We start from the raw sequence: 21,429 nt of genomic DNA, 5'->3' as shown, positions 1-21,429 counted from the left end.
CGGCGAGGAGGCAGGGCCATGAGGCTCATCCGCGCCCTCGGCGCCACGCTGGCACTCGCCTTCCTCCTGATCGGCATCCCGTGGCTGCTGCTCCAGGTGGGGAATCCGACGGCGCTCCTCAACGCGGACTGGGCCACGTCGCTCTTCGTGGCGATGGACAGCCGCCTGGTCGTGGCCGCGCTGAGCGTGGTGGGCTGGGTGGCGTGGGCGGTCCTGGCCCTCACCGTCGTCTTCGAGTTGCTGTCCGTGGCCACCCGACGGCGGGTCGCGGTGGCGCTTCCCGGCACCGGCTGGCTCCGGCCCGTCATCGGGGCGCTGGTGTTGGCGGCTGTCGCGGCGCCCAACGCGGCGGTGGCCGACACGGTCGCGGCGCCTGGTGGCCCCGCTGATGCGTCCGGGGGGCGCGCGTCGGTCTCGGCCCGCGCCGAGGCCTCCGTGTCGGATGAGGCGGCAGGGTCACGCACCTACCTGGTCCAGCCGGGCGACGAACTGTGGGGGGTGGCCGAGCAGGAGCTGGGCGAGGGAGGCCGCTGGCGGGAGCTGGTGGCCCTGAACCCAGGGCTCACTGAGTCCACTCGGCTCGAGGCCGGGAGGCGGCTGGTCCTCCCCGAGGAAGCCGCCGTGGGTGCCGTGGAGGAGATGGTGGTGGAGGAGGGTGACACGCTGTGGTCCATCGCGGCGGACGAGCTCGGGGATCCCGAGCGGTGGCCGGAGATCCACCGGCTCAATCAACAGCGCATCGCAGACCCGGACCAGATCGACACCGGTTGGGTCCTCAGCGTCCCAGTTGCCGCTGAGCCGGTCGTCGAGGTTGTCCCAGTGGCTGCGGCGCCGGCGGATCCCCTTCCTGACGAAGTCGCGGTTGAGTCCTCGCTCAGTGACCCCACCGACACCTCCACGCCCAGCCGCCCGCCGGCCACTCCGCGGCCGGACGAAGGTGCCGAGGACCCGCTCCCCGGTCCACCCACCGTTGCCCCATCTGAGCGCGCCGACGAAGCCGCGGCCGCCGTGTCCTCGATGGTTGACGCGGACGACGGCGTGGCCGAGGTGCTCGGCCCCATCGGAGCCATCCTGGCCAGCGGCATCGTGGCGGGCCTGGCCTCACGGCGTCGCCTGCAGCTTCTCGGCCGTGCGATGGGCCGCAGAGCCATCCCGGTCTCACCTCCACTCGCCCGCTTCTGGGCGGCGCTGGCGAGGCGGGCGGAGGAGGCGGAGCCAGGGCAGTCGGCCACCGCCGTCGTCCTCGGGTGGACCGCTGAGGGCGAGACGGTCGCGGCGGACGTGGAGCGGGAGCGGGCGCTGATCCTCACCGGGCCGGCTACGGCGTCGGCGCTGGCCGCTGTGGTGACGGGCCTCAGCTGCGCGCCCTGGGCCGATGAGACGCAGCTTGTCCTGGTGGGCGGCACCGAATGGGCCGACGCCCTGGATGATCCCCGGATCAGCGCCACGCACACCGTCGAGGACGGCGTCCTGGCCCTCACCAGACTCTGCAGCCAACGGCGCCTCGCCATGGCCGGTCGCACCCTCCCCCAGCTCCGCGAGGACGCGGACCTGGCCGGCGTGTGGCAGCCGGTGGTGGTGGTGTTCGTGTCGACGGTGAACCCGGTGCAGCTGGATGCCATCGCCGATGCCCTCGCCCTCGGTGAGGTGGGCGTGAGCGTGGTCGTCGGATCGGAGTCCGCCACCCAGCTCGGCTCGCACCCCGTGACGGTCGATGATCGCTCAGGCACCTGGCGGGGTCAGTCGTTCACGCCCCAACTGCTGACCCAGCCGGCCCGCAGGGCAGTGCTTGAACTGTTCCGCGCAGCCGGCAGCACAGACACAGAGCAGGCTCCGTGGTGGCGCTCGGAGGACGAGCTTCCCCCCAACGTGACGCCCCTTCCGCACTCACCCAGACCGTACGAGGACGCCCCCATGACCGGACGGCTCAGCACTCCCGAGCACCCGATGCTGCTCCTCCTCGGGGATCCGGACCTGATCGGCGCCGCCGGAGACGTTCCTGGGCGCGCCGTGGGCCAGTGCCTCGAGTACTGCGCCTGGCTCCTGGAGAACCCCGGATCCACGCCGACGGCCATGACGCGCGCGCTGCTGATCGCTGAGACCACCCGGCGCTCCAACACCAGCCGCCTGCGCAGCTGGCTGGGCGACGCCCCGGACGGGGTGCAGTACCTGCCGGATGCGTACTCGGGGAGGGTGTCGCTGGATCCGAGGGTGTCCTCGGACTGGGAGCAGTTCCGCACCATGCTGAGCGGTGGCGTGAACCTGTCCTCGGACGCTGCTCTCGTGGCGGCGCTGCGCCTGGTGCGCGGCGAGCCCCTTGGCTCCTTCGAGTTCCAATGGGGCTGGGCGCACCAGCTGCGCTCGGACATGGTGTCCATGGTCGTGGACGCGGCCAGTGTGCTGGCGGACCGGGCGCTGGAGCGCAGCGCGGCCGAGGCCGCCCTCTGGGCGGTACGAAGGGGACGTCTCGCTGCGCCCTCGAACGACGCCCTCGCATCGCGGGAGATCCTGGCCCTCGCCCTGGCCGGTCGTTCCTCCGAGGCCAACGGCGCCGCGGTGGCCCTGACCCGGACGGCCCGCGCCGAGGGCCGTGACCTGGCGCCGGACCTCTCCAGGCGAATCCAGGCCGCGCTCCACGCACCGTCGGCCCGCCGCGCAATGGCGGGGGCCCCCGAGGCGTGAGCTCCTAGACCAGTCCGAGGCCCGCCAGCGAGGACCTCTTCGCCAGGGCTGGGCGCAGTGCGTCGCGGCCCGGCTCACCGAAGACCTCGAGGAAACCATCGACGAACAGCGGGGGCAACTCCTCCGCCGGGCTCCCGGCGCGGCACTCCACCAGCGCCGCCAGCGCGGTCGCGGCATCCTTGGCCGCCTTGGCGCGCAGCTGGTCTGGCTGCAGCCGATTCATCCCCCACACCACCGACGAGTATTGGGGATCGGTCAGGCAGGTCTGGAAGTAGACGGCTGCGGCGTCGCGCAGCTGGTCCTGCACAGCCGGCAGCCCCACCGCGGCGACGGCGGCCCGCACCTCACGCCCGGCATAGAAGCCCTCGATGGCGCGTCGAACCTGGGTGAGGCTGGGAGTGAGTCGATCCTGGCGGGCATGCACCAGGATGGTCAGCCAGAAGCCGAGGAACCTGTCCCCGTCGTCGCGCTTGCCGTAGCGGGCGCGACGCAGCGCGGGATCGAGCTCATCGCGGGGGGCCTCCACCATGCCCGCAACCTACCACCGTGCTGGACGGGGGCCACGCCCCGCCGTCAGCCTGCCAGGGCGAGCGCGCGGGCCACGATGATGGCCACGAACACCGCCGCCAACAGACCCACCAACGGCCACTGCCAGGCGGCGCGGCGCTCCTTGGGCAGGTACATGATCAAGGCCGCCGTCGCCGCGCCGCCGAGGAGGCCGCCGAGGTGCCCCTGCCAGCTGATGCCCGCCCAGGTGAACGACAGGACGACGTTGAGTCCAAGCCAGAAGAGGATGCCGCGCACGTCTCCCTTGTGCCGGACGGCGATCAGCAGAAGACCCCCCATCAACCCGTAGATGGCACCAGAGGCGCCGATGGTCGAGAGGAATGGCTCCGAGAAGAGCATCACCGCGGCCGACCCACCCAGGAGCGCCACCAGGTAGACCGCCAGGTACCGCGCCCGGCCGAGCACCTGCTCGATAGTGGGCCCGAGCAGCCACAGCACCAGCATGTTGAACAGGATGTGGAGGGGGGCGGCGTGGGTGAAGCCGGAGGTGATCACCTGCCAGGGGGCGCCCGTGGCCACCCCCGCCTGCCACACGTAGCCCTCCGCTGCGCAGCCGGCCGCGTCCGTGAGCAGGATCTGGTCGCCCACCGGGCAGATGCCCTGCGGGGTCAGGGCGAACAGGTTGAACAGGGACCCGAAGGATCCCCCCGTCAGCAGGACCCCCGCGAACACGACGACGTTGATCACGATCAGCGCGATCGAGGTGGCGCGCGGGTTGGCCGCCCGAGTCCCCCCGTAGGGGAGTTGGAGTTGCCGTGTCTCGCGGTGGCCGCGGGACACGCACTCAGGGCACTGGAAGCCGACCGCGCCGGGGATCATGCACTGCGGACAGATGGGCCGGTCGCAGCGCTGGCACGCGATACGCGTGGGTTGATCGGGGTGTCGATAACACGTCGACGACTCGGCATCCATGCGACGAGCGTACCCAGCCGCCGCAGCGGGGCGGCTCCGTGGTTGTGGGCTGAGGGCCCGGGCTGGACGGGCTCGGGGCTGCTACTGCCCGACGGGCCGGCGCGACGCCGCCCAGGCCTCGCGGAACTCGGGATCATCCATGACCAGGTACACCAGGCCGCAGTCCTGCGGCCCCGTCACACTTGCCTGGCACAGGGTGCACGGCTCCCCCGGGCGCAGCGGGCACTTCGCGTCGGGTCGTCGCCGCGGGAGGGAGGGCTGGGGTGCCTTGAGCATCGTGAGTCCCATTCTAGGGCGAGCGGTCTTGGCCACTCCGGGCGGGTGGGCCGGTAAGTTGTGCCCATGGGTCACGGGCATGGGCACGGGCACGGCAGCCACGGGGTCGTCGAGGTGGGCCAGCGCGCCCGCACCCTGCTCACCGGCCTGCTGGTGGTGTTCGGCGTCCTCGCCATCGCCGGGCTGATCTGGCTGTGGCCCAGCCAGAGCGAGGTGTCCGCGGCGCTCAACAAGATCTCCGACGCCCCGGGGGTCACCTACGAGCAGGCCACCATCGACTCGATCGTGGACGGGTGCGAGTCCTCCGTCGAGACGCCGACGGGGACGGCGGCGTGCATGACCGCCACCGTCACGCTCACCTCAGGTCCGGACGCCGGCGAGCAGGCTGCCGTCGAGCTCACCGGCCCCAACGTGCACAACGGGTTGCGAGCCGGAGACACCATCGAGGTGGCGCGCGTGCCCACCTCTGACGGCATCCACTACGCGTTCAACGGCATCAACAGACTGCCGGTGCTCCTCACGATGGCAGTACTGTTCACTGTGGCGGTGGTCGCGGTGGCGCGCTGGCGCGGGCTGTTCGCGCTGGTGGGGCTGGTCATCGCCGGCGGGATCCTGCTGGGCTTCATGCTGCCGGCCATCATCGTCGGGAAGCCGGGAATGGCGGTGGCGCTGTCCGGGTCCACGGTGATCATGTTCATCGTCCTCTACGTGGCCCACGGGGTGTCGATGCGCACGTCGGCGGCGCTGGCCGGCACCCTTCTCGGCCTCGCCGTCACCACCACGCTGGGGACGATCGCCGTCAGCGCGGCACGCCTGTCAGGCTTCGCCGAGGAGAACGAGTACGACCTGGCCCAACTCGCCCCAGGCATCAACTTCCAGGAACTGCTGATGGTGGGCATCATCATCGGCGGCCTGGGCGTGCTCAACGACGTGACAATCACGCAGGCCTCGGCCGTGTGGGAGCTGCGTGCCGCCGCGCCGGAGTGGACGCGGGCGAAGGTGTTCTCGGCGGGGATGCGGATCGGGCGGGACCACATCGCGTCCACCATCTACACCATCGTGTTCGCCTACGCCGGTGGCGCCCTGACCATCCTGCTGCTGCTGTTCTTCACCACCCGGGAGCCGCTGGACCTGTTCGGGCTCGAGCTGTTCGCCGGGGAGGGCGTGCGGACGTTCGCCTCGGCCATCGGGCTGATCCTCGCGGTGCCCATCACGACCGGCATCGCGGCGCTCACCGTCGGCCCCGCACGGGAATCGCACGCCCCCCCCAAGCACAGCGGCCCCGTCCCCGACCCCGCTCCGGGCCACGGCGTCGAGCCGGCTCATGACCCCGCCGTCGGGCCAGGATAGACGAGGCCTGACCAGCCATCACGGATTGACTGCCACCGCCGGGCCGTGCATTGTTGGCCCAACACACATTGCGTGCTCTGGGGGCGGTGAAATTCCGCACCGGCGGTGACAGTCCGCGACCCGGCCAACTCGTTGGCCGGTTGACCAGGTGGAACTCCTGGACCGACGGTTAAAGTCCGGATGGGAAGCGCACGCAGCGGTCAGCGGCAGCGTACCTGCCGCTTGGTCGTGTACCCCCGGAGCGCGCCCGAAGAGGACAGCGGGCACCGTGCACGAATCACCGGCCGAACAGAGCGCTATGACGCGGGCACTGCAGCTGGCGGCTGCAGAAGACGCGCCGCACGGCCCCAACCCTCGCGTCGGCTGCGTGCTCCTCACACCCGACGGGCGCACAATCGCTGAGGGTCACCATCGGGGAGCGGGCACACCACACGCCGAGGTCGACGCCCTGACCGCCGCGGGGGTGCGTGCCCATGGCGCCACCGCCGTGGTCACCCTTGAGCCATGCAACCACACCGGGCGCACAGGCCCCTGCACGGAAGCTCTGATAGCGGCCGGCGTGCGGCGGGTCGTCTTCGCGCAGGAGGATCCCAACCCCGAGGCGTCGGGCGGTGCCCGGCGGTTGAGTGACGCGGGCATCGACGTTGCCGGAGGACTCCTTGCTGACGAGGCGGCAGCCCTCAACAAGGCATGGGGCATCGCCGTGAGCCGCGGCCGACCCTACGTCTCCTGGAAGTTCGCCTCAACGCTCGACGGGCGGACCTCGGCCTCTGACGGCACTTCGCGCTGGGTGTCGTCGAGGGCCGCACGTGCCGACGCCCACCGGCTGCGTGCACGTTGCGACGCGATCCTCGCCGGGACCGGCACCGTAACCATCGACGACCCACACCTGACGATCCGCGACTCCGCCGGGACCCTGGCGGACATCCAGCCACTGCGGGTGGTCATGGGGCTGCGGAAACCCCACCCCGGAAGCCGCGTGCTCGACGGCGCCGCCGACTCGATCCACCTCCCCACCCGCGACCCGCACTCGGCCCTGGCCGAGCTTCACCGGCGCGGGCGCAGGCATGTGCTGCTCGAGGGCGGTCCCACGCTTGCGGCAGCTTTCCTCCGCGAGGCCCTGATCGACGAGATCGTCGCCTACATCGCGCCGGCCCTTCTCGGAGCTGGCAGCCCGGTCGTCGGCGACCTCGGCATCGGCACCATCTCGCAGGCGTTGCGCCTCGACCTCGACGAGGCCACCGTCCTCCCACCTGTGGACCCCACTGACCAACCCGCGCTGCGCCTCACGCTGCGCCCACCCTCCCCCACCCCCCTCGAAGGAGCGTTCTGACATGTTCACCGGAATCGTCGAAGAGCTGGGCCAAGTGCTCGCACTCGATCCACACCCCGACGCACTGACCCTCACCATCGGGGGGCCGCTGGTCACCGGCGACGCCCGCCCCGGGGACTCGATCGCCGTCAACGGGTGCTGCCTCACCGTCGTCACTCTTGACGGGCCCACTTTCACGGCAGACCTCATGCAGGAGACCCTCGACAAGACCTCCCTCGGTTCACTGGAGCCGGGCAGCCCGGTGAACCTCGAACGGTCCGTCACCGCGACAGGGAGGCTCGGCGGCCACATCGTGCAGGGCCACGTCGACGGGACCGGCCACGTCGTGTCGCGCCACCCCAGCCAGCACTGGGACACCGTGACCTTCGCGTTGCCGTCGGCGCTCGCCCGCTACGTTGTGCCCAAGGGATCGATCGCCGTCGACGGCACGAGCCTGACCGTGGTGGAGGTCGACGACGACGCCGCTACCTTCACCGTCGGGCTGATCCCGGAGACCCTGCAGCGCACCACCCTGGGCCTCCGGCAGGCCGGCGACCTCGTCAACCTTGAGGTTGACATCATCGCCAAGTACGTCGAACGGCTGGTCACCCGATGACCCTCCAGCTGGACACCGTCGCCCGAGCCATCCAGGACATCGCAGCCGGCCGCCCGGTCGTGGTGGTGGACGACGAGTCACGGGAGAACGAGGGCGACATCATCTTCGCCGCCGAGAAGGCGACTCCCCAGCTGATGGCCTTCACCGTCCGCTACTCAAGCGGTGTGGTCTGCGCGCCGATGACGGGCGAGCTGCTGGACCGCCTGCAGATCCCGCTGATGACCCGCGACAACGACGACCAGTACCGGACCGCTTTCACCGTGACCGTCGATGCGCGCACCGGGGTGACCACGGGCATCAGCGCGGCGGACCGGGCCCACACCGTCCAGATGCTGGCCAACCCGGCGACGGGGGCCAGGGATCTGACCAGGCCGGGGCATGTCTTCCCGCTGCGGTATCGGGAGGGCGGGGTGCTCGCCCGGCGTGGGCACACCGAGGCGGCCGTTGACCTCGCGCGGCTGGCCGGGCTCCGGCCGGTGGGCGTGCTCGTGGAGATCGTCAACGACGACGGCACCATGAAACGGGGCCAGGCGCTCCGTGACTTCGCCGACGAGCACGGCCTAGCGCTGATCTCCATCGAGGACCTGGTGGTCCACCGGGAACGTGCCGAACGGTTGGTCGAGCGGGCCGCCGAGGCACATCTGCCCACTCGCCACGGAGACTTCCTCGCGATCGGTTACCGCACCGTCGAGGGCGAGGAGCACGTCGCGCTGACCCTCGGCGACCTCGGCGGCCCCAAGCCTCCGCTCACGCGGGTCCACTCTGAGTGCCTCACCGGCGACGTCTTCGGCAGCATCCGCTGCGACTGTGGCCCACAGCTGGACCTGGCGCTGGCCCGGATCGCGGCGGAGGGACGAGGGCTGATCGTGTATCTGCGCGGCCACGAGGGTCGGGGCATCGGCCTCATCGCCAAGCTGCATGCGTACGCACTCCAGCAGTCCGGCCGCGACACCGTCGATGCCAATACCGATCTCGGTCTCCCGATCGATGCCCGGCGCTATACCGCCGCCGCGCAGATCATCCGCGACCTCGGCGTCCCTGCCGTCCGGCTGCTCACCAACAACCCGGCCAAGGTCACCGCCCTCGAGGAGTTGGGGACCAGCGTCACGGAACGAGTCCCCATCCTCGTACCGCCAGGGGAACACAGCCTGGCCTACCTCACCACCAAACGGGAACGGATGGGACATCTTCTCAGTCCCCTGCTTCCCACCAGCGCCCAAGGAGACCTCACATGAGTGGACACGGCGCCCCCGCCACCAGTGGACTAGATGCCCGCGACCTCCGCGTCGCAATCGTCGCGGCCAGCTGGCACCAGACGGTGATGGACGGCCTCCTCGCGGGTGCGCTGCGCGCCTGCGTGGCCGCCGGTGCCGATCCGACGGTGGTCCGCGTGCCCGGCAGCTTCGAGCTGCCCGTGGCAGCCGACGCTCTCGCCCGTACCCACGACGCCGTCGCGGCCCTCGGCGTCGTCATTCGGGGAGGGACGCCACACTTCGAGTACGTGTGTGCCGCGGCGACGGACGGCCTCACCCGCGTGGCTCTCGATCATGGCACCCCCGTCGGCTTCGGGTTGCTCACCTGTGACACCGAGGAGCAGGCACTCGCCCGGGCAGGTTTGGCGGGCTCTGTCGAGGACAAGGGCTTCGAGGCGGCGCACGCGGCCATCGAGACCGCACTCACCCTCCGCTCCCTCCGACGGGTCGGATAGGCCCCAGCTCAGGCGACGGGGCGAATCAGCGGCCGCGACCCGGGACGGGCAACCCCAACCATCCCCGCGACCTGTGGTGGGCCCCACCCACCCGCTCGACCCCGCCCAGCAGCGGGTAGCGCTCGCGCACGGCGGCCTCGATCCGCTCGTGGAGCGTCGAGCTGGCCGCGGGGCAGTCCTCGCACGCGCCGCCGAAGTCCAGCGTCAGCCGCCCGCCCTCCGCGCCCGCGACCGTGATGACGCCCCCGTGAGATTCGACGTAGCCGGCGAGTTCGCCGTCGAGGATCTCCCGGGCGATCAGGCCGAGCAGCTCGTCGGATCCCTCGTCGACCTCCCAGCCGGGCAGGTCGACGGCCGACGAGACCGCGTCCCGGATCCGCGGCCCGTGCTCGGTCCACGTGTGGTCCGGGGCGAGCCACGTCCACACTCCCCCACGTTCGACGAACGCCTTGGTCAGCACCCCGTACTCGAGCAGCGGGCCGAGGGTGCCGGGGGCGGAGACCACGCGCCCCACCGGCAGGTCGACGTCCGTGACCCACCGGACCGCCGCGGGCTCTCCGGGGACGGCCTGGGGATGGATGCTGCGCTTCACAGGAGTGCTCCGACGATCGAGTGGGCAAGGAACGCCATCAGCCACGCGATGACCCCGAGGTGCACGAAGGCGATCAGCGGCCAGCGCCAGGTGCCGGTCTCGCGCCGCATGACGGCGAGGGTGGACATGCACTGCAGCGCGTAGACGAAGAACACCAGCAGAGCGGCGATGGTGGGCGGCGTGAAGACCTTCTCCCCGGCGCGGGGACCCTCGGTGTGGGTCATGGCCTCGAGCGCGGCGGTGGGGTCCTCCGGGTCCGAGGCGGCGGCCACCTGGCCCAACGTCGAGACGAACACCTCGCGGGCGGCCAGGGAGGAGATGACTCCCACGTTGACGCGCCAGTCGAAGCCGAGCGGCTCGAACACCGGCCCGATGGCCCGGCCCACGGCTGCAGCGGCCGAGTGGTCCAGCGTGTAGGCAGTCACCGCGACACTGTCAGCCGGGTCCACCCCAGCCTCGAGCAACTCGTCGGTACCGCGGATCGGCAGGTTGAGCAGCGCCCACAGCACGACGGTGGTGACCAGGATGATGGAGGTGATCTTGCGCAGGAAAGCCTTGCACGCGTCCCATACGGAGATCAGCACGGTGCGCAGCCGCGGCATCCGGTAGCTGGGCATCTCCATGTAGAACGGCAGGCTCATGCCGGAACGTCCGACGATGCGCTTCCAGAACCAGGCCGACGTCATGGCGGAGGCGGCCCCCATCAGGTACAGCCCGAACATGATCAGGCCCTGCGCACCGATGAGGCCCCAGCGCAGGTCCGGCGGCACCAGCATCCCGATGAGCAGCACGTACACGGGCAGCCGCGCGGAGCAGGTCATCAGCGGGGCCGCCATCATGGTGGCGAGCCGGTCCTTGGCCGACGGCAGGGTGCGGGTGGCCATGATGCCGGGGATGGCGCACGCCATGGAGCTGAGCAGTGCGACGAACGCGCGACCCTCCAGCCCCGCGGTGGCCATCACCCGATCCATCAGGTACGCGGCCCGCGACAGGTAGCCGGAGCCCTCCAGCAGCGAGATGAGCACGAACAGCAGCGCGATCTGGGGCAGGAAGACCAGCACCCCGCCGACGCCGGCCAGCAGCGCGTCAGCGACGAACCGGCCCAGCCACTCCACCGGGATCGACGACCGGGCCACGTCACCCAACCAGGCGAAGGCAGCCTCGATCCACCCCTGCACCGGGGCCGCGACCATGAAGATGGTCTGGAAGAACGCGAACATCGTCGCGAAGAACGCCAGTGACCCCCACACGGGGTGCAGCAGCACTCCGTCGAGGCGGCCGGTGCGCGAGTCGGGGTCGGGAGGCGCGAAGTGCGCGGCCTGGAGGATGGATCTGGCCCAGCCGGTCACCTCGTCCGGCTCGGTGGGCGGCGGCAGCGGCGGGGCGGGCCAGGCCGACGGTGCGGCCAGCACGTCGCGCAGTGCCTCAACCCCCCGTCGCTCCCCCGCCACCACGGGCAGGACCTTGACGCCCAGCGCCCGTCCGAGCCGCTCCGGGTCCACCCGGCCGCCGCGTCGGAGCAGCTCGTCGACGAAGGTGAGGACTACGACGGTGGGCAGGCCGGCCTGCTGCACCTGCGAGACAAGGCCGAGTCCGCGGCGGAGGTGGGTGGCGTCCACCACCACGACGAGGCCGGCGAGCTCGTGGGCCTCCTCCAACACCTGCGCGACGATCTCCTCGTCAGGGCTGATCGGGTCCAGCGAGTAGGTGCCCGGGAGGTCCTCCACGATGACGGGGCCGGCCGGGGTGTCCACCCGCCCCTCGTACCGCGACACCGTCACCCCGGGGTAGTTGCCTGTCTTGGCGCGCAGGCCGGTCAGGCCGTTGAAGAGGGTGGTCTTGCCCGCGTTGGGGCTGCCGACGAGCGCCACCCGGGCGGCACCGGGCAGCACGGGCGCTGCGGAGGCTCCTCCGTGGTGGTGGGTCATGCCGAGACGAGGATCCGCCGCGCCTCAGCCCGGCGCAACACGATCTCGATGCCGCCCACGCGAAACATCAACGGGTCGCCGAGCGGCGCCTGCCTCAGCCTGACGACGGGTTCTCCCGGCGTGAACCCGAGGTCGAAGAGGCGCCGCGCGACGACGTCGTTGGCGTCGAAGGCGGCGATGGTGGCCGCCTCGCCTACCCTCAGTGCGTCCAGTGCGCGCGTCGTCCCGGCGTCCAGCTGTTGGGCTGTGATGCACCGACGGCTCACGAAGCGCTCCACGAGGGTCATGGAATTAAGCTAACACTGCGGTTGCCAATTGCGACCCCGGGGGTCAGTTATGAGCTGAGGCTGTCCTAACCCCGCCGTCGTGCCACGTCGCCTCTGCGAAGTCCCCACCCCCGCACGCGGGCCGTGGATAGGGTGGAGGAGCAGTCAACTGGAGGACACCATGCAGTACACCCACCTCGGTCGTTCCGGCCTTCTCGTCTCGCGCATCGTGCTCGGCACCATGAACTTCGGCCCGCACACCTCGGAAGAGGACTCGCACGCCATCATGGACCGCGCCCTCGACGCGGGCATCAACTTCTTCGACACCGCCAACGGCTACGGCGGTCAGGGCCATCGCGGCCGCACCGAGGAGATCGTCGGGCGCTGGTTCGCCAAGTCCGGCCGCCGCGACGAGGTGGTGCTGGCCACCAAGTGCTACGGCTCCACCCTCGACGAAGAGGTGCCGAACTTCTCGAAGCTGTCCGCCGTCAACGTGCGCCGCTCGGCGATCGCCTCCCTGAGGCGGCTCCAGACCGAACACATCGACCTCTACCAGATGCACCACGTGGACCGCGCCACCACATGGGAGGAGGTGTGGCAGTCGATGGACCGCCTCGTCGCCTCCGGCGACATCGTCTACGTGGGCTCGTCGAATTTCGCCGGCTGGCACATCGCCGCGGCCAACGAGGCCGCCAAGGCGCGTCACTCGCTCGGCCTGGTCAGCGAGCAGTCGCTCTACCACCTCGCCGCCCGCACCATCGAGCTTGAGGTCCTCCCGGCGGCCCGCCACTACGGCCTCGGCGTCATTCCGTGGTCGCCGCTGGGCGGCGGCCTGCTGGGTGGCGTGCTGCGCAAGATCGATGAGGGCCGCCGCGCAGACGCGGGCATGCTCAAGCGGGTCGAGGAGAAGCGGGCGCAGCTGGAGCAGTGGGAGGCGTTCTGCGACGAGCTCGGCCACGCGCCCGGCGACGTGGCCCTCGCGTGGTTGCTGCACCAGGACGGTGTCACCGGACCCATCATCGGGCCTCGCACCATGGAGCAGCTCGAAGGCGCCCTCCGCGCGCTGGAGATCACCCTCGACGACGCCGCCTTGAAGCGCCTCGACGAAATCTTCCCCGGCCCCGGCGGAGCCGCGCCGGAGGCCTACGCCTGGTGACCGGAGGCTGAGCCGTGGCGAAGATCACGAGCCTCGACGAGGCCACCCGGATCCTGATCCTCAGCGGGGCCGGGCTGTCCACCGCGGCGGGCATCCCGGACTTCCGCGGGCCTGAGGGTCTCTGGACGCGGGACCCGTACGCCGAGCTGGTCTCCACCCTCTCCTGGTATCTCCGCGACGACGACGTGCGCAAGGCGGCCTGGCGCCGTCGGGCCCACCCCGCGATGTGGGCCGCGCAGCCCACTCGCGCGCACCGGGCCATCGTCGAGCTGGAGCGGGCGGGGCGGTTGCGCGCGATCGTCACGCAGAACACCGACGGTCTGCACCAGTTGGCCGGCAGCAACCCCGATCTGGTGCACGAGATCCACGGCTCGGCACGCACCTGGCGCTGCGAGATGTGTGGGCGCACCGGTCCGATGGAGGAGATGCTGGAGCGGGTGGCGGCCGGCGAGGAGGATCCGCGTTGCCCCGCGTGTGGGGGGATCACGCGGGCCACCGTCGTGCTGTTCGAGGAGGTCCTCGACGCCGACGTGCTGGGCGCCGCGGTGGCGGCGGCGGAGGACTGCGACGCCATCGTCGCCGTCGGCACCACTCTCGGCGTCTATCCCGTCGCCGGCCTGTTCCCGTTGGCGTTGGAGCTCGGGGCGTACGGAGTGATCGTCAACGCGGAGGCCACCGCCTACGACGACGACGCGGACCAGGTCATCCGCGGTCAGCTCGACGAGGTCCTCCCGGCTCTGCTAGGGGTCGCCGATGAGTGACGAGGTGGTGGAGCGCGTGCTGCGGGCCGTGGACCAGGTCCCGCCGGGGCGGGTCGTGGCCTACGGCGACATCGCGGCTCTTGTTGGCACGTCGCCCCGCCGGGTCGGCAGCATCATGACCAGTTGGGGCGGTGAGGTGTCATGGTGGCGCGTGACCAACGCCTCCGGGCGAATGCCCGAGCATCTGCTCCCGCTGGCCCGGAAGCAGTGGCAGCGCGAAGGCATCGACGCCGACGGCGACCGCTGCCTGATCAGCCGCTGCCGGGCGGACCTGGAGCGCCTAGGCGACGACTATCGGGCCGCCGTTGCAGATCTGCCTGACCGCCCATTTATGGACGCCCCCTAGCGCTCAACACCTTGTTGGGTGGACACTGGCGGCGTCACCGGAGACGCACCCCCAGCGTCGGTGATCGGAAGTGAGTTGCATGACGGAAGAGCCGGAGTACGAGCACACCTCGGGCATGACGCAGTCGGCGATGCGATCGTCGAACCTCGCGTTGGTGTTTCTGCGCGTGGTGGAACACAGCGGGCACGTGTCGCGCGCGGGAATCGCCCAGCAGCTGGGCATGACGAGATCGACGGTGTCGCGGCTGGTTGACGAGCTGATCTCCGGCGATCTGGTGACCGAGGGCGAGGCGGCCAGCGCCGGCCGGGGCCGCCCCGCGGTCCCGCTGTTCATCAAGCCGGGGACCACGTTCGGGCTGGGCCTGCATGTCCGCCTGGGCAGGCTCGCGGTGGGCCTCGTGGACCTGACCTCCAAGGTGACTGCCTCCCGGGAGGTGGCCGCGGATGCCAAGCGCCTGGGTGTCGCGGGGACCATGGCCGAGTTGGAGCGGCTCTCACGTAGCGTCCTGGAGGAGCTTCCTTCCGCCGGCCGCCTCATCGGCGCCTACGTGGCGCTGCCCGCCTTGGTGGATCGCAAGGCCGGCCTGATCGTGCGCTCCACTCCGCTCGGCTGGGAGGGGGAACGCCCGGCAGATCACTGGTCTCTCGCGCACGACGGCGTGCCTGTGTCGCTGAATATCGCCAACGACGCGGACAGCGGCGCGGTGACCCTGCTCCGGGACGCGCACGGCGGGTCGTTCATCCTGCTCTGTGGGGATGCCGGGGTTGGAGGCGCCATCGTCGTCAAGGGCAGGCTGCACCTCGGCGAGCACGGCTGGGCCGGTGAGATCGGCCACGTCTGCGTAGACCCGCGCGGGGCACCCTGTCCGTGCGGTTCGGTCGGCTGCCTGGAGACGGTCGTTGGCCTGCACGCCCTCCTCTCAGCGGCCAGGCAACCCACCCTGGAGGCACTCATGCACGCCCTCTCCCACGGCGACGAACGGGCCCAGACGGTGATCCGCCGCGCCGCCGGCGCCCTGGGGATCGCGCTCGGTGCTGCGATCAACCTCTCCGACGTGTCCACCGTGCGACTGTCCGGTCACTTCGCCCACCTCGAACCCTGGCTGCGCGAGCCTCTGCACCGGCAGTTGGCGGGCCGGGTGGTGTGGGCCCGCAAGACACCCATGGAGGTCACGGCGTTGACCGACGCACCCCTGCGGTCGGTGATGGGGGCGGGGCTGGCGGCCATGGGCCCCGTCTTCAAGGATCCCGAAGGATGGCTGGCCGCCCGCGCCGGCCACTACCACCTCTGAGCCGGTCGGTCCACACAGCCGTCCACACAGTTGTCCACAGGTTCGCGGAGCGAAAAGACCGCAGGTCACCGCGAAGGGGTCAGGCCTCGTCGGACTCCACGGACTTATCCTCCGGGTTATCAACAGCCTCGGTTTCCACATCGCTGACTGCGCGCATCCGGGCCCAGGACCAGAGGACGAGGCCGATCAGCACCATGGGCAGCGACAACCACTGACCCATGCTGAGCCCGAGCGAGAGGAAGCCCAGCTGCGCGTCGGGCTCGCGCCAGAACTCCGCGATGAACCGGAACAGCCCGTAGCCGGCGATGAATGCGCCGGTGATCTGGCCGCGGAAGCGGGGCTTGCGGGCGTAGAGCCAAAGCAGGATGAACAGCAGGACGCCCTCGAGGAGCATCTGGTAGAGCTGCGACGGGTGGCGCAGGACGTCGCCCCCGGTGGGGAACCGCATGGCCCAAGGCAGGCCTGCCGACGCCTCGCGGCCCCACAGCTCGCCGTTGATGAAGTTGCCGAACCGGCCGGCCGCCAGGCCGATGGGCGCGGCGGGCACGAGGAAGTCCGCCACCTGGAGGAAGGGGCGCTTCTCGCGGAAGGCGAACCAGGCCAGGCCGAGCGCCACGCCGATGGCACCGCCGTGGAAGCTCATCCCGCCATCCCAGATCTGGAGGATCTCCAGCGGGTTGGCAAAGTAGTAGGCCGGATTGTAGAAGAGCGTGTAGCCGAGGCGTCCGCCCACCATGACGCCGATGATGGCCGCGAGCAGGATGTCTTCGATGCTCGTCCGGGTCCACGGCCTGGGCGTGGTGATCGACCGGTAGGGCTCGTGCCGGAGGCGCAGGATCATCAACCCGTACCCCATCGCGAACGCGAGGAGGTACATGAGGGCGTACCAGTGGATCTTCAGGCCGAAGATGTTGATGGCAACCGGATTGATGTCCGGGAAGGTCAGCTCGAGGGGTGTCACGGCCCCAGCTTTCCATACCGCGGCAAGGTGGCCGAAGGCCCGGCCATCACTCCTCGTCGGGCTGCCAGGCTCGCGGCGAGATGTCTGGGCGGTTCGCCCACGGCTGGCTCATCAGCGGCGACGAGATCAGGACGTCGGCGGTGGCGACGTTGCACGCCATGGGCACGTTCCACACGGCCCCGATCCTCAGCAGCGCCTTCACGTCAGGGTCGTGGGGCTGCGGCTCGAGCGGATCCCAGAAGAAGATGAGCGTGTCGATCCGGCCTTCGGCGATCATCGCGCCGATCTGTTGGTCCCCGCCCACAGGGCCGGACAGCAGCCGGGTCACGGGCAGCCCGAGCTCGTACTCCAGCATCGTGCCCGTGGTGCCGGTGGCGAAGAGGGTGTGGTGGCTGAGGGTGCCCCGGTTGTAGTTGGCCCAGCTGAGCAGCTCGGCCTTCTTGTTGTCGTGCGCCACGAGGGCGATGTTGTGTTTGATGTCCGGCATGTCTGCCGCCTCTCATCCGTGTGAGGCCAGCGTAGGCCTGCACGAACCGCTGGGCGCGGCTTAGCCGTCTGTTGCCTCCACCTGCCGGTTTGAGGCTCCCGCGCCCGCTATCCCGCTGGGTGGTGAGCCGCGCCAAGGCGCGCAGTGCCGCAGCACGCGTCGAAGCCACCCGCACCCGTTCAGGGACTCACCCCATTCCGAACCATCGCCGCGACACCGCCGCGATCCGCCCCCTCAGCATGCCGCCCCCGCCGCTGGTCACCACCAGGCCGTAGACCATCCGCACGGCCGTGAGCACATCGTCGACGACGAGGTCCGGGCGCACCTCCCCCGCCTGCCTGGCGGCCTCCACGTGGGGGCCGAACACCGCGACCACACGCTCGTTGCCGCCGAAGTCCGGCATCTCGCGCCGCGCCTCGACCGCCATCTCGACGAAGGCCGCGGATTCCACCACGCTGTCCACCATCACTCCCCACAGGGCGCTGAAGGAGCCGGGGCCCACGTCGGCCCCGGCCGTCTCGAGGCGGACGAAGTTCTCCTCGAACACCGCCAGCGCCAGGTCCAGTCGCTTGGGGAAGTGCCGGTAGAGCACCCCCTGGCCGACGCCGGCCCGCTTGGCGATGGCCTGCATCGGCACGTCGTAGCCCCGTTCGGCGAAGAGTTCGCGGGCGGCAGCCAGCACCGCGCGGCGATTCTCGGCGGCCGCTGCGGGTCCCCTATTGATCCGACGGTGATGGGCGGGCATGCTGGACAGCATAGAACCGGACATAGATGTCCGGTATGAGGAGGAGAAATGACGCAGACTTTCGACCACACTTTCGATGTGGTGGTTGTGGGCTCGGGTGGGGCCGCGATGGCCACCGCGCTGGGCGCCGTCGACGAGAAGCTGGACGTGGTGATGCTGGAGAGCACCGAGAAGTGGGGCGGCAGCACGGCCATGTCGGGAGGCGGCCTCTGGCTGCCCAACAATCCCCTGATGCAGCGGGAGAGGGTCTCCGACTCCCGCGAGTCCGCACTCGAGTACATGGAGGCGTGCATCGGGGACGTCGGACGGTGCACATCGCGCGAGCGCAAGGAGGCCTTCGTCGATTCGGTGTCCGACTTGGTCACCACCGCTGAGCGCTACGGGGTGGAGTTCGTCCGGGCGGGCGAGTACCCGGACTACTACCCCGAACTCCCCGGTGGGCGGATCGGGCGCGCCGTGGAGGTGAAGCCACTGGACTCGAAGGTGCTTGGCGACTGGTATTCGACGCTCCGCCTCACGGCGCCGCTGCCGATCAAGACCGACGACGTGTGGCTCATCCAGCGCGCCTGGTCCACCTGGGGCGGATTCAAGCGCGGAGCGAGCCTCGTGTTCCGGATGCTCGGATTCCTGGGCACCGGGAGGCGGGGCGTGGGGATCGGCGCCGCGCTCGCCACCGCGATGTTCGCGGGCGTGGTGCAGAAGGGCGGAGCGAAGCTGTGGCTGAGCAGCCCCGTCGAGGACCTGATCTTCGACGGCGACCGCGTGGTCGGCGTGCGGATCACCCGCGACGGCCGCACCCAGACCGTGGGCGCCCGCCGCGGCGTGATGCTCGCGGGCGGCGGATTCGACCGCAACGCCCTGATGCGGGTGCAGTACCACGGCATCGAGGGCGACAGCTCCGGCAACCCGGGCAACCTGGGCTCGGCGATCGGGCTCGGCCAGCGCGCGGGCGCGGCGCTGGAGCTGATGGACGACGCGTGGTGGGGAGCGTCCGTAATCGGCGCCGACGGCGGGGACCCGTCCTTCATCGTGGGCGAGCGGGCGCTGCCCTACTCGATCATGGTGGACGGCCGCGGGGAACGGTTCGCCAATGAGGCGGAGTCCTACGTGGACCTTGGGCACCACATGTTGGAGCACGACAAGGACGGTGCCTACTGGATCATCGGTGAGGCCCGCCACGCGCGCCGTTACATGCGCACCTACGCGATGGATCCGCGCACCAACAAGAAGCTTGCGGCCGAGGGGTTGATGGCGAAGGCGGACACCGTCGAGGCTCTGGCGCGGAAGCTGCGGATGGAGCCCGCCACGCTGCGCGCCACCGTCGACCGGTTCAACGCCTTCGCCCGGGCGGGCGTGGATGACGACTTCGGCCGCGGGAGGTCCGCCTACGACCGCTACTACGGCGATCCGTCGGTGATCCCGAACGCCAACCTGGGCCCGCTGGAGAAGGGTCCGTTCACGGCGTATCGCGTGGTGATCGGCGACCTGGGCACGAAGGGTGGCGTGGTGACCGACGAGTTCGCGCGGGCGCTGCGTGAGGACGGCTCGGTGATCGAGGGCCTGTACGCGGCGGGCAACAACTCGGCCTCCGTGATGGGGCGCACGTACCCCGGCCCCGGCTCGACGATCGGCCCAGCGACGGTGTTCGGCCTCCGGGGGGCCCGCCACATGGCCGGCGCCGGATCGGCGGGAGACCTCGTGGGTGCGGGAGGTTCAACCTCCGCCGGCTGACGGCGGCGGTGCGCTGCCAGCACGGTCATACAGAGATATGAGCATTTGGGATCACCGGCTCGAATGCCTCATAACTATGCATAACTATGACTCGCTCCCCGGGCTCGATAGGCGAAGGCGGAGCACCTCAGACGTGATCAGGTGTGGTGTGCCAAGGTGGGAGGCATGCAGACTTCCATTTTGGGTAGGACCGGCCGCACCATCGGCGTCGTGGGACAAGGATGCTGGCAGTTCGGCGGCGATTGGGGCTCGGTCAGCGACGACACCGCCATGGCGGTCCTCCACACCGCAGCCGACGAGGGCGTCACCTTCTTCGACACCGCGGACGTCTACGGCGATGGGCACAGCGAGGAGCTCGTCGGCCGTTTCCTCAAGGAGCGCGCCGACGACTCCCTCACTGTGGCCACCAAGCTGGGCCGCCGCGCCAACCCGCACACCCCGGAACAGTTCACCCGCGACCATCTCCGCGCCTGGGCCGACCGCTCCCGCAGCCTGCTCGGCGTCGAGGCCATCGACCTGATCCAGCTGCACTGCCCGCCCACACCGGTGTACTCCGACGACTCGGTCTACGACGTGCTCGACGAGATGGTGGCCGAGGGCCGGATCCGCCACTACGGCGTGTCCGTGGAGACGGTCGACGAGGCCCTCACCGCCATGGCGCGTCCTGGCGTGGCCAGCATTCAGATCATCCTCAACGTGTTCCGCCGCAAGCCGTTGGAGCGAGTGCTGCCGGCCGCTGCCGAGGCGGGGGTGGGCATCATCGCGCGGGTGCCGCTGGCCAGCGGGCTGCTGACCGGCCGGTTCACCGCGTCGACGACGTTCGCCGTGGAGGATCACCGCACTTACAACCGTCAGGGCGAGGCCTTCGACCAGGGCGAAACGTTCAGCGGTGTTCCCTACGACGTTGGAGTGGAGGCGGCGCGCGAGTTCGCCGCCATCGTGCCCGAGGGCGTTACCCCGGCCCAGCTGGCGCTGCGCTGGATCATCGATCAGCCGGGAGTCTCCGTCGTTATCCCGGGGGCGAGCCGGCCGGATCAGGCGCGGGCGAACGCGGCGGCGGGGTCACTGCCGTCGCTGACCGCTGAGCAGTTGGCCGCGTGTGAGCGGATCTACGACGAGTACATCCGCGGGTACGTGCACGACCGCTGGTGAGGCGTCGGCCCGGCCTACGATGGAAGAGGCATCACAATCCGGCCGAACATCTGGCCCCGCTGAGAGGTGGCATCCATGATCCCCGTCCACATCGTCGGGCTCGCACTGGACGTGAAGTCGCAGCCGGTGGTGATCCTGAAGCCCGTCGGCGAAGAGACGGGCGAGGGCAGGATGCTGCCGATCTGGATCGGTGGGCTGGAGGCGGCCGCGATCCTTCAGGGCGTCAACGGCGACCCGGCGCCCAGGCCGCTCACCCTGGACCTGATGCGGCATGTGCTGGAAGCGTTGGATACCTCTGTGGAGAGGGTCGCGATCACCCGTATCGAGGGCGGCACCTTCTACGCCGAGATCACCCTGTCCACGCCCGGCGGGCAGATCGTGCTGGACGCGAGGCCCTCGGACGCGCTGGGATTGGCCGTCCGAACCGGGACGGTGATCTGGGCGGCCGAGTCGGTGCTCGACGACGCCGCCATCCCCGACGACCGGGAGCACGAGGTGGACGAGGAGGCCGAGGTGGAGGCGTTCACCAAGTTCCTGGAGGATGTGGAGCCGGAGGACTTCCAGGGCTGAGCCGGCGCCGACCCCGCTAG

At 70.4% G+C, this 21,429-nt stretch carries 22 protein-coding genes and 1 riboswitch; of the genes, 13 read left to right on the top strand and 9 right to left on the bottom strand.

What is annotated here, in order from left to right; all coding sequences use genetic code 11:
* The first annotated feature begins 18 nt into the window (after positions 1–18).
* Positions 19–2,682: a LysM peptidoglycan-binding domain-containing protein gene (locus ACX1D1_RS02145; RefSeq protein WP_459055730.1), complete on the top strand. Its 2,664-nt coding sequence runs from the start codon at positions 19–21 to the stop codon at positions 2,680–2,682.
* Positions 2,683–2,686: 4 nt separating this feature from the next.
* Here ACX1D1_RS02145 and ACX1D1_RS02140 read toward each other — a convergent pair whose 3' ends face one another.
* From ACX1D1_RS02140 to ACX1D1_RS02130, 3 genes are all read right to left on the bottom strand, one after another.
* Complete coding sequence (locus tag ACX1D1_RS02140) at positions 2,687–3,211, bottom strand: DUF6553 family protein (protein WP_459055729.1); 525 nt, start codon at positions 3,209–3,211, stop codon at positions 2,687–2,689.
* 44 nt (positions 3,212–3,255) lie between these two features.
* Positions 3,256–4,161, bottom strand: a complete 906-nt coding sequence (locus ACX1D1_RS02135; protein WP_459055728.1) for a rhomboid family intramembrane serine protease — start codon at positions 4,159–4,161, stop codon at positions 3,256–3,258.
* 81 nt (positions 4,162–4,242) lie between these two features.
* Entirely contained in the window at positions 4,243–4,437 is a 195-nt protein-coding gene (locus ACX1D1_RS02130; protein WP_182781003.1) for a DUF6767 domain-containing protein, read from the bottom strand.
* 66 nt (positions 4,438–4,503) lie between these two features.
* On the opposite strand from ACX1D1_RS02130, the gene ACX1D1_RS02125 reads away from it, so the two are divergent.
* The 5 genes from ACX1D1_RS02125 to ribH all read left to right on the top strand — a co-directional run bounded on the left by ACX1D1_RS02125 (position 4,504) and on the right by ribH (position 9,423).
* A complete protein-coding gene (locus ACX1D1_RS02125; protein ID WP_459055727.1) occupies positions 4,504–5,787 on the top strand; it encodes a YibE/F family protein in 1,284 nt (427 codons plus the stop codon).
* Positions 5,788–5,855: 68 nt separating this feature from the next.
* Positions 5,856–5,984: riboswitch (FMN riboswitch) on the top strand.
* A gap of 101 nt (positions 5,985–6,085) precedes the next feature.
* On the top strand, positions 6,086–7,120 hold the full coding sequence (gene ribD / locus ACX1D1_RS02120) for a bifunctional diaminohydroxyphosphoribosylaminopyrimidine deaminase/5-amino-6-(5-phosphoribosylamino)uracil reductase RibD (protein ID WP_459055726.1): 1,035 nt from the start codon (positions 6,086–6,088) through the stop codon (positions 7,118–7,120).
* Position 7,121: 1 nt separating this feature from the next.
* Positions 7,122–7,715 (top strand): riboflavin synthase, encoded by a 594-nt coding sequence (locus ACX1D1_RS02115; protein WP_459055725.1) that lies wholly within the window; start codon positions 7,122–7,124, stop codon positions 7,713–7,715.
* Positions 7,712–8,950, top strand: coding sequence for a bifunctional 3,4-dihydroxy-2-butanone-4-phosphate synthase/GTP cyclohydrolase II (locus ACX1D1_RS02110; protein ID WP_459055724.1), 1,239 nt, complete (start codon positions 7,712–7,714; stop codon positions 8,948–8,950). Before ACX1D1_RS02115 ends, ACX1D1_RS02110 begins: the two co-directional genes overlap by 4 nt.
* A complete protein-coding gene (gene ribH, locus ACX1D1_RS02105) occupies positions 8,947–9,423 on the top strand; it encodes a 6,7-dimethyl-8-ribityllumazine synthase (protein WP_459055723.1) in 477 nt (158 codons plus the stop codon). The genes ACX1D1_RS02110 and ribH overlap by 4 nt, the downstream gene beginning before the upstream one ends.
* A gap of 25 nt (positions 9,424–9,448) precedes the next feature.
* Here the strand turns inward: ribH and ACX1D1_RS02100 are convergent, their stop codons facing one another.
* Genes ACX1D1_RS02100 through ACX1D1_RS02090 form a run of 3 tightly spaced genes read right to left on the bottom strand, consistent with a single transcriptional unit; the run spans position 9,449 to position 12,230 of the window.
* Positions 9,449–10,015: a NifU family protein gene (locus ACX1D1_RS02100; protein WP_459055722.1), complete on the bottom strand. Its 567-nt coding sequence runs from the start codon at positions 10,013–10,015 to the stop codon at positions 9,449–9,451.
* The gene (gene feoB / locus ACX1D1_RS02095; RefSeq protein ID WP_459055721.1) at positions 10,012–11,943 is read right to left on the bottom strand and encodes a ferrous iron transporter B; all 1,932 of its coding nucleotides are present in this window, start codon (positions 11,941–11,943) and stop codon (positions 10,012–10,014) included. The genes ACX1D1_RS02100 and feoB overlap by 4 nt, the downstream gene beginning before the upstream one ends.
* A complete protein-coding gene (locus ACX1D1_RS02090; protein ID WP_459055720.1) occupies positions 11,940–12,230 on the bottom strand; it encodes a FeoA family protein in 291 nt (96 codons plus the stop codon). Before ACX1D1_RS02090 ends, feoB begins: the two co-directional genes overlap by 4 nt.
* Positions 12,231–12,390: 160 nt before the next feature.
* Here ACX1D1_RS02090 and ACX1D1_RS02085 point away from each other — a divergent pair, with 160 nt between their 5' ends.
* From ACX1D1_RS02085 to ACX1D1_RS02070, 4 genes are all read left to right on the top strand, one after another.
* Positions 12,391–13,365, top strand: coding sequence for an aldo/keto reductase (locus ACX1D1_RS02085; protein ID WP_459055719.1), 975 nt, complete (start codon positions 12,391–12,393; stop codon positions 13,363–13,365).
* 14 nt (positions 13,366–13,379) lie between these two features.
* On the top strand, positions 13,380–14,126 hold the full coding sequence (locus tag ACX1D1_RS02080; protein ID WP_459055718.1) for an SIR2 family NAD-dependent protein deacylase: 747 nt from the start codon (positions 13,380–13,382) through the stop codon (positions 14,124–14,126).
* Positions 14,119–14,472: an MGMT family protein gene (locus tag ACX1D1_RS02075; protein ID WP_459055717.1), complete on the top strand. Its 354-nt coding sequence runs from the start codon at positions 14,119–14,121 to the stop codon at positions 14,470–14,472. Before ACX1D1_RS02080 ends, ACX1D1_RS02075 begins: the two co-directional genes overlap by 8 nt.
* A gap of 79 nt (positions 14,473–14,551) precedes the next feature.
* Entirely contained in the window at positions 14,552–15,763 is a 1,212-nt protein-coding gene (locus ACX1D1_RS02070) for an ROK family transcriptional regulator (protein WP_182800584.1), read from the top strand.
* A 79-nt stretch (positions 15,764–15,842) separates the two neighbouring features.
* On the opposite strand, the gene lgt is transcribed toward ACX1D1_RS02070, so the two are convergent.
* The 3 genes from lgt to ACX1D1_RS02055 form a co-directional block, all read right to left on the bottom strand.
* The gene (gene lgt / locus ACX1D1_RS02065; protein WP_459055716.1) at positions 15,843–16,724 is read right to left on the bottom strand and encodes a prolipoprotein diacylglyceryl transferase; all 882 of its coding nucleotides are present in this window, start codon (positions 16,722–16,724) and stop codon (positions 15,843–15,845) included.
* A 46-nt stretch (positions 16,725–16,770) separates the two neighbouring features.
* Positions 16,771–17,211 (bottom strand): methylglyoxal synthase, encoded by a 441-nt coding sequence (locus ACX1D1_RS02060; protein ID WP_459055715.1) that lies wholly within the window; start codon positions 17,209–17,211, stop codon positions 16,771–16,773.
* 187 nt (positions 17,212–17,398) lie between these two features.
* Complete coding sequence (locus tag ACX1D1_RS02055; protein WP_459055714.1) at positions 17,399–17,956, bottom strand: TetR family transcriptional regulator; 558 nt, start codon at positions 17,954–17,956, stop codon at positions 17,399–17,401.
* A gap of 48 nt (positions 17,957–18,004) precedes the next feature.
* On the opposite strand from ACX1D1_RS02055, the gene ACX1D1_RS02050 reads away from it, so the two are divergent.
* The 3 genes from ACX1D1_RS02050 (at position 18,005) to ACX1D1_RS02040 (ending at position 21,409) form a co-directional block, all read left to right on the top strand.
* Entirely contained in the window at positions 18,005–19,687 is a 1,683-nt protein-coding gene (locus ACX1D1_RS02050; protein WP_459055713.1) for an FAD-binding protein, read from the top strand.
* 165 nt (positions 19,688–19,852) lie between these two features.
* On the top strand, positions 19,853–20,839 hold the full coding sequence (locus tag ACX1D1_RS02045; RefSeq protein WP_459055712.1) for an aldo/keto reductase: 987 nt from the start codon (positions 19,853–19,855) through the stop codon (positions 20,837–20,839).
* 75 nt (positions 20,840–20,914) lie between these two features.
* A complete protein-coding gene (locus tag ACX1D1_RS02040) occupies positions 20,915–21,409 on the top strand; it encodes a bifunctional nuclease family protein (protein WP_182800590.1) in 495 nt (164 codons plus the stop codon).
* The last annotated feature ends 20 nt before the right edge of the window (positions 21,410–21,429 follow it).

It is taken from the genome of Tessaracoccus luoxuelianae (genome assembly GCF_054483915.1).
Note: the sequence above shows the minus strand (reverse complement) of the source record. Positions and strands in the feature narration are given on the sequence as shown.

What these genes read in the sequence shown, in the direction of transcription:
- ACX1D1_RS02085 (WP_459055719.1), top strand. Translation starts at nt 12,391, where the DNA reads ATGCAGTACACCCACCTCGGTCGTTCCGGCCTTCTCGTCTCGCGCATC.
- ACX1D1_RS02045 (WP_459055712.1), top strand. Translation starts at nt 19,853, where the DNA reads ATGCAGACTTCCATTTTGGGTAGGACCGGCCGCACCATCGGCGTCGTG.
- ACX1D1_RS02130 (WP_182781003.1), bottom strand. Translation starts at nt 4,437, where the DNA reads ATGCTCAAGGCACCCCAGCCCTCCCTCCCGCGGCGACGACCCGACGCG.
- ACX1D1_RS02110 (WP_459055724.1), top strand. Translation starts at nt 7,712, where the DNA reads ATGACCCTCCAGCTGGACACCGTCGCCCGAGCCATCCAGGACATCGCA.
- ACX1D1_RS02075 (WP_459055717.1), top strand. Translation starts at nt 14,119, where the DNA reads ATGAGTGACGAGGTGGTGGAGCGCGTGCTGCGGGCCGTGGACCAGGTC.
- ACX1D1_RS02090 (WP_459055720.1), bottom strand. Translation starts at nt 12,230, where the DNA reads ATGACCCTCGTGGAGCGCTTCGTGAGCCGTCGGTGCATCACAGCCCAA.
- ACX1D1_RS02070 (WP_182800584.1), top strand. Translation starts at nt 14,552, where the DNA reads ATGACGGAAGAGCCGGAGTACGAGCACACCTCGGGCATGACGCAGTCG.
- ribD (WP_459055726.1), top strand. Translation starts at nt 6,086, where the DNA reads ATGACGCGGGCACTGCAGCTGGCGGCTGCAGAAGACGCGCCGCACGGC.
- ACX1D1_RS02060 (WP_459055715.1), bottom strand. Translation starts at nt 17,211, where the DNA reads ATGCCGGACATCAAACACAACATCGCCCTCGTGGCGCACGACAACAAG.
- ribH (WP_459055723.1), top strand. Translation starts at nt 8,947, where the DNA reads ATGAGTGGACACGGCGCCCCCGCCACCAGTGGACTAGATGCCCGCGAC.
- ACX1D1_RS02055 (WP_459055714.1), bottom strand. Translation starts at nt 17,956, where the DNA reads ATGCCCGCCCATCACCGTCGGATCAATAGGGGACCCGCAGCGGCCGCC.
- ACX1D1_RS02115 (WP_459055725.1), top strand. Translation starts at nt 7,122, where the DNA reads ATGTTCACCGGAATCGTCGAAGAGCTGGGCCAAGTGCTCGCACTCGAT.
- ACX1D1_RS02140 (WP_459055729.1), bottom strand. Translation starts at nt 3,211, where the DNA reads ATGGTGGAGGCCCCCCGCGATGAGCTCGATCCCGCGCTGCGTCGCGCC.
- feoB (WP_459055721.1), bottom strand. Translation starts at nt 11,943, where the DNA reads ATGACCCACCACCACGGAGGAGCCTCCGCAGCGCCCGTGCTGCCCGGT.
- ACX1D1_RS02145 (WP_459055730.1), top strand. Translation starts at nt 19, where the DNA reads ATGAGGCTCATCCGCGCCCTCGGCGCCACGCTGGCACTCGCCTTCCTC.
- ACX1D1_RS02135 (WP_459055728.1), bottom strand. Translation starts at nt 4,161, where the DNA reads ATGGATGCCGAGTCGTCGACGTGTTATCGACACCCCGATCAACCCACG.
- ACX1D1_RS02125 (WP_459055727.1), top strand. Translation starts at nt 4,504, where the DNA reads ATGGGTCACGGGCATGGGCACGGGCACGGCAGCCACGGGGTCGTCGAG.
- ACX1D1_RS02050 (WP_459055713.1), top strand. Translation starts at nt 18,005, where the DNA reads ATGACGCAGACTTTCGACCACACTTTCGATGTGGTGGTTGTGGGCTCG.
- ACX1D1_RS02040 (WP_182800590.1), top strand. Translation starts at nt 20,915, where the DNA reads ATGATCCCCGTCCACATCGTCGGGCTCGCACTGGACGTGAAGTCGCAG.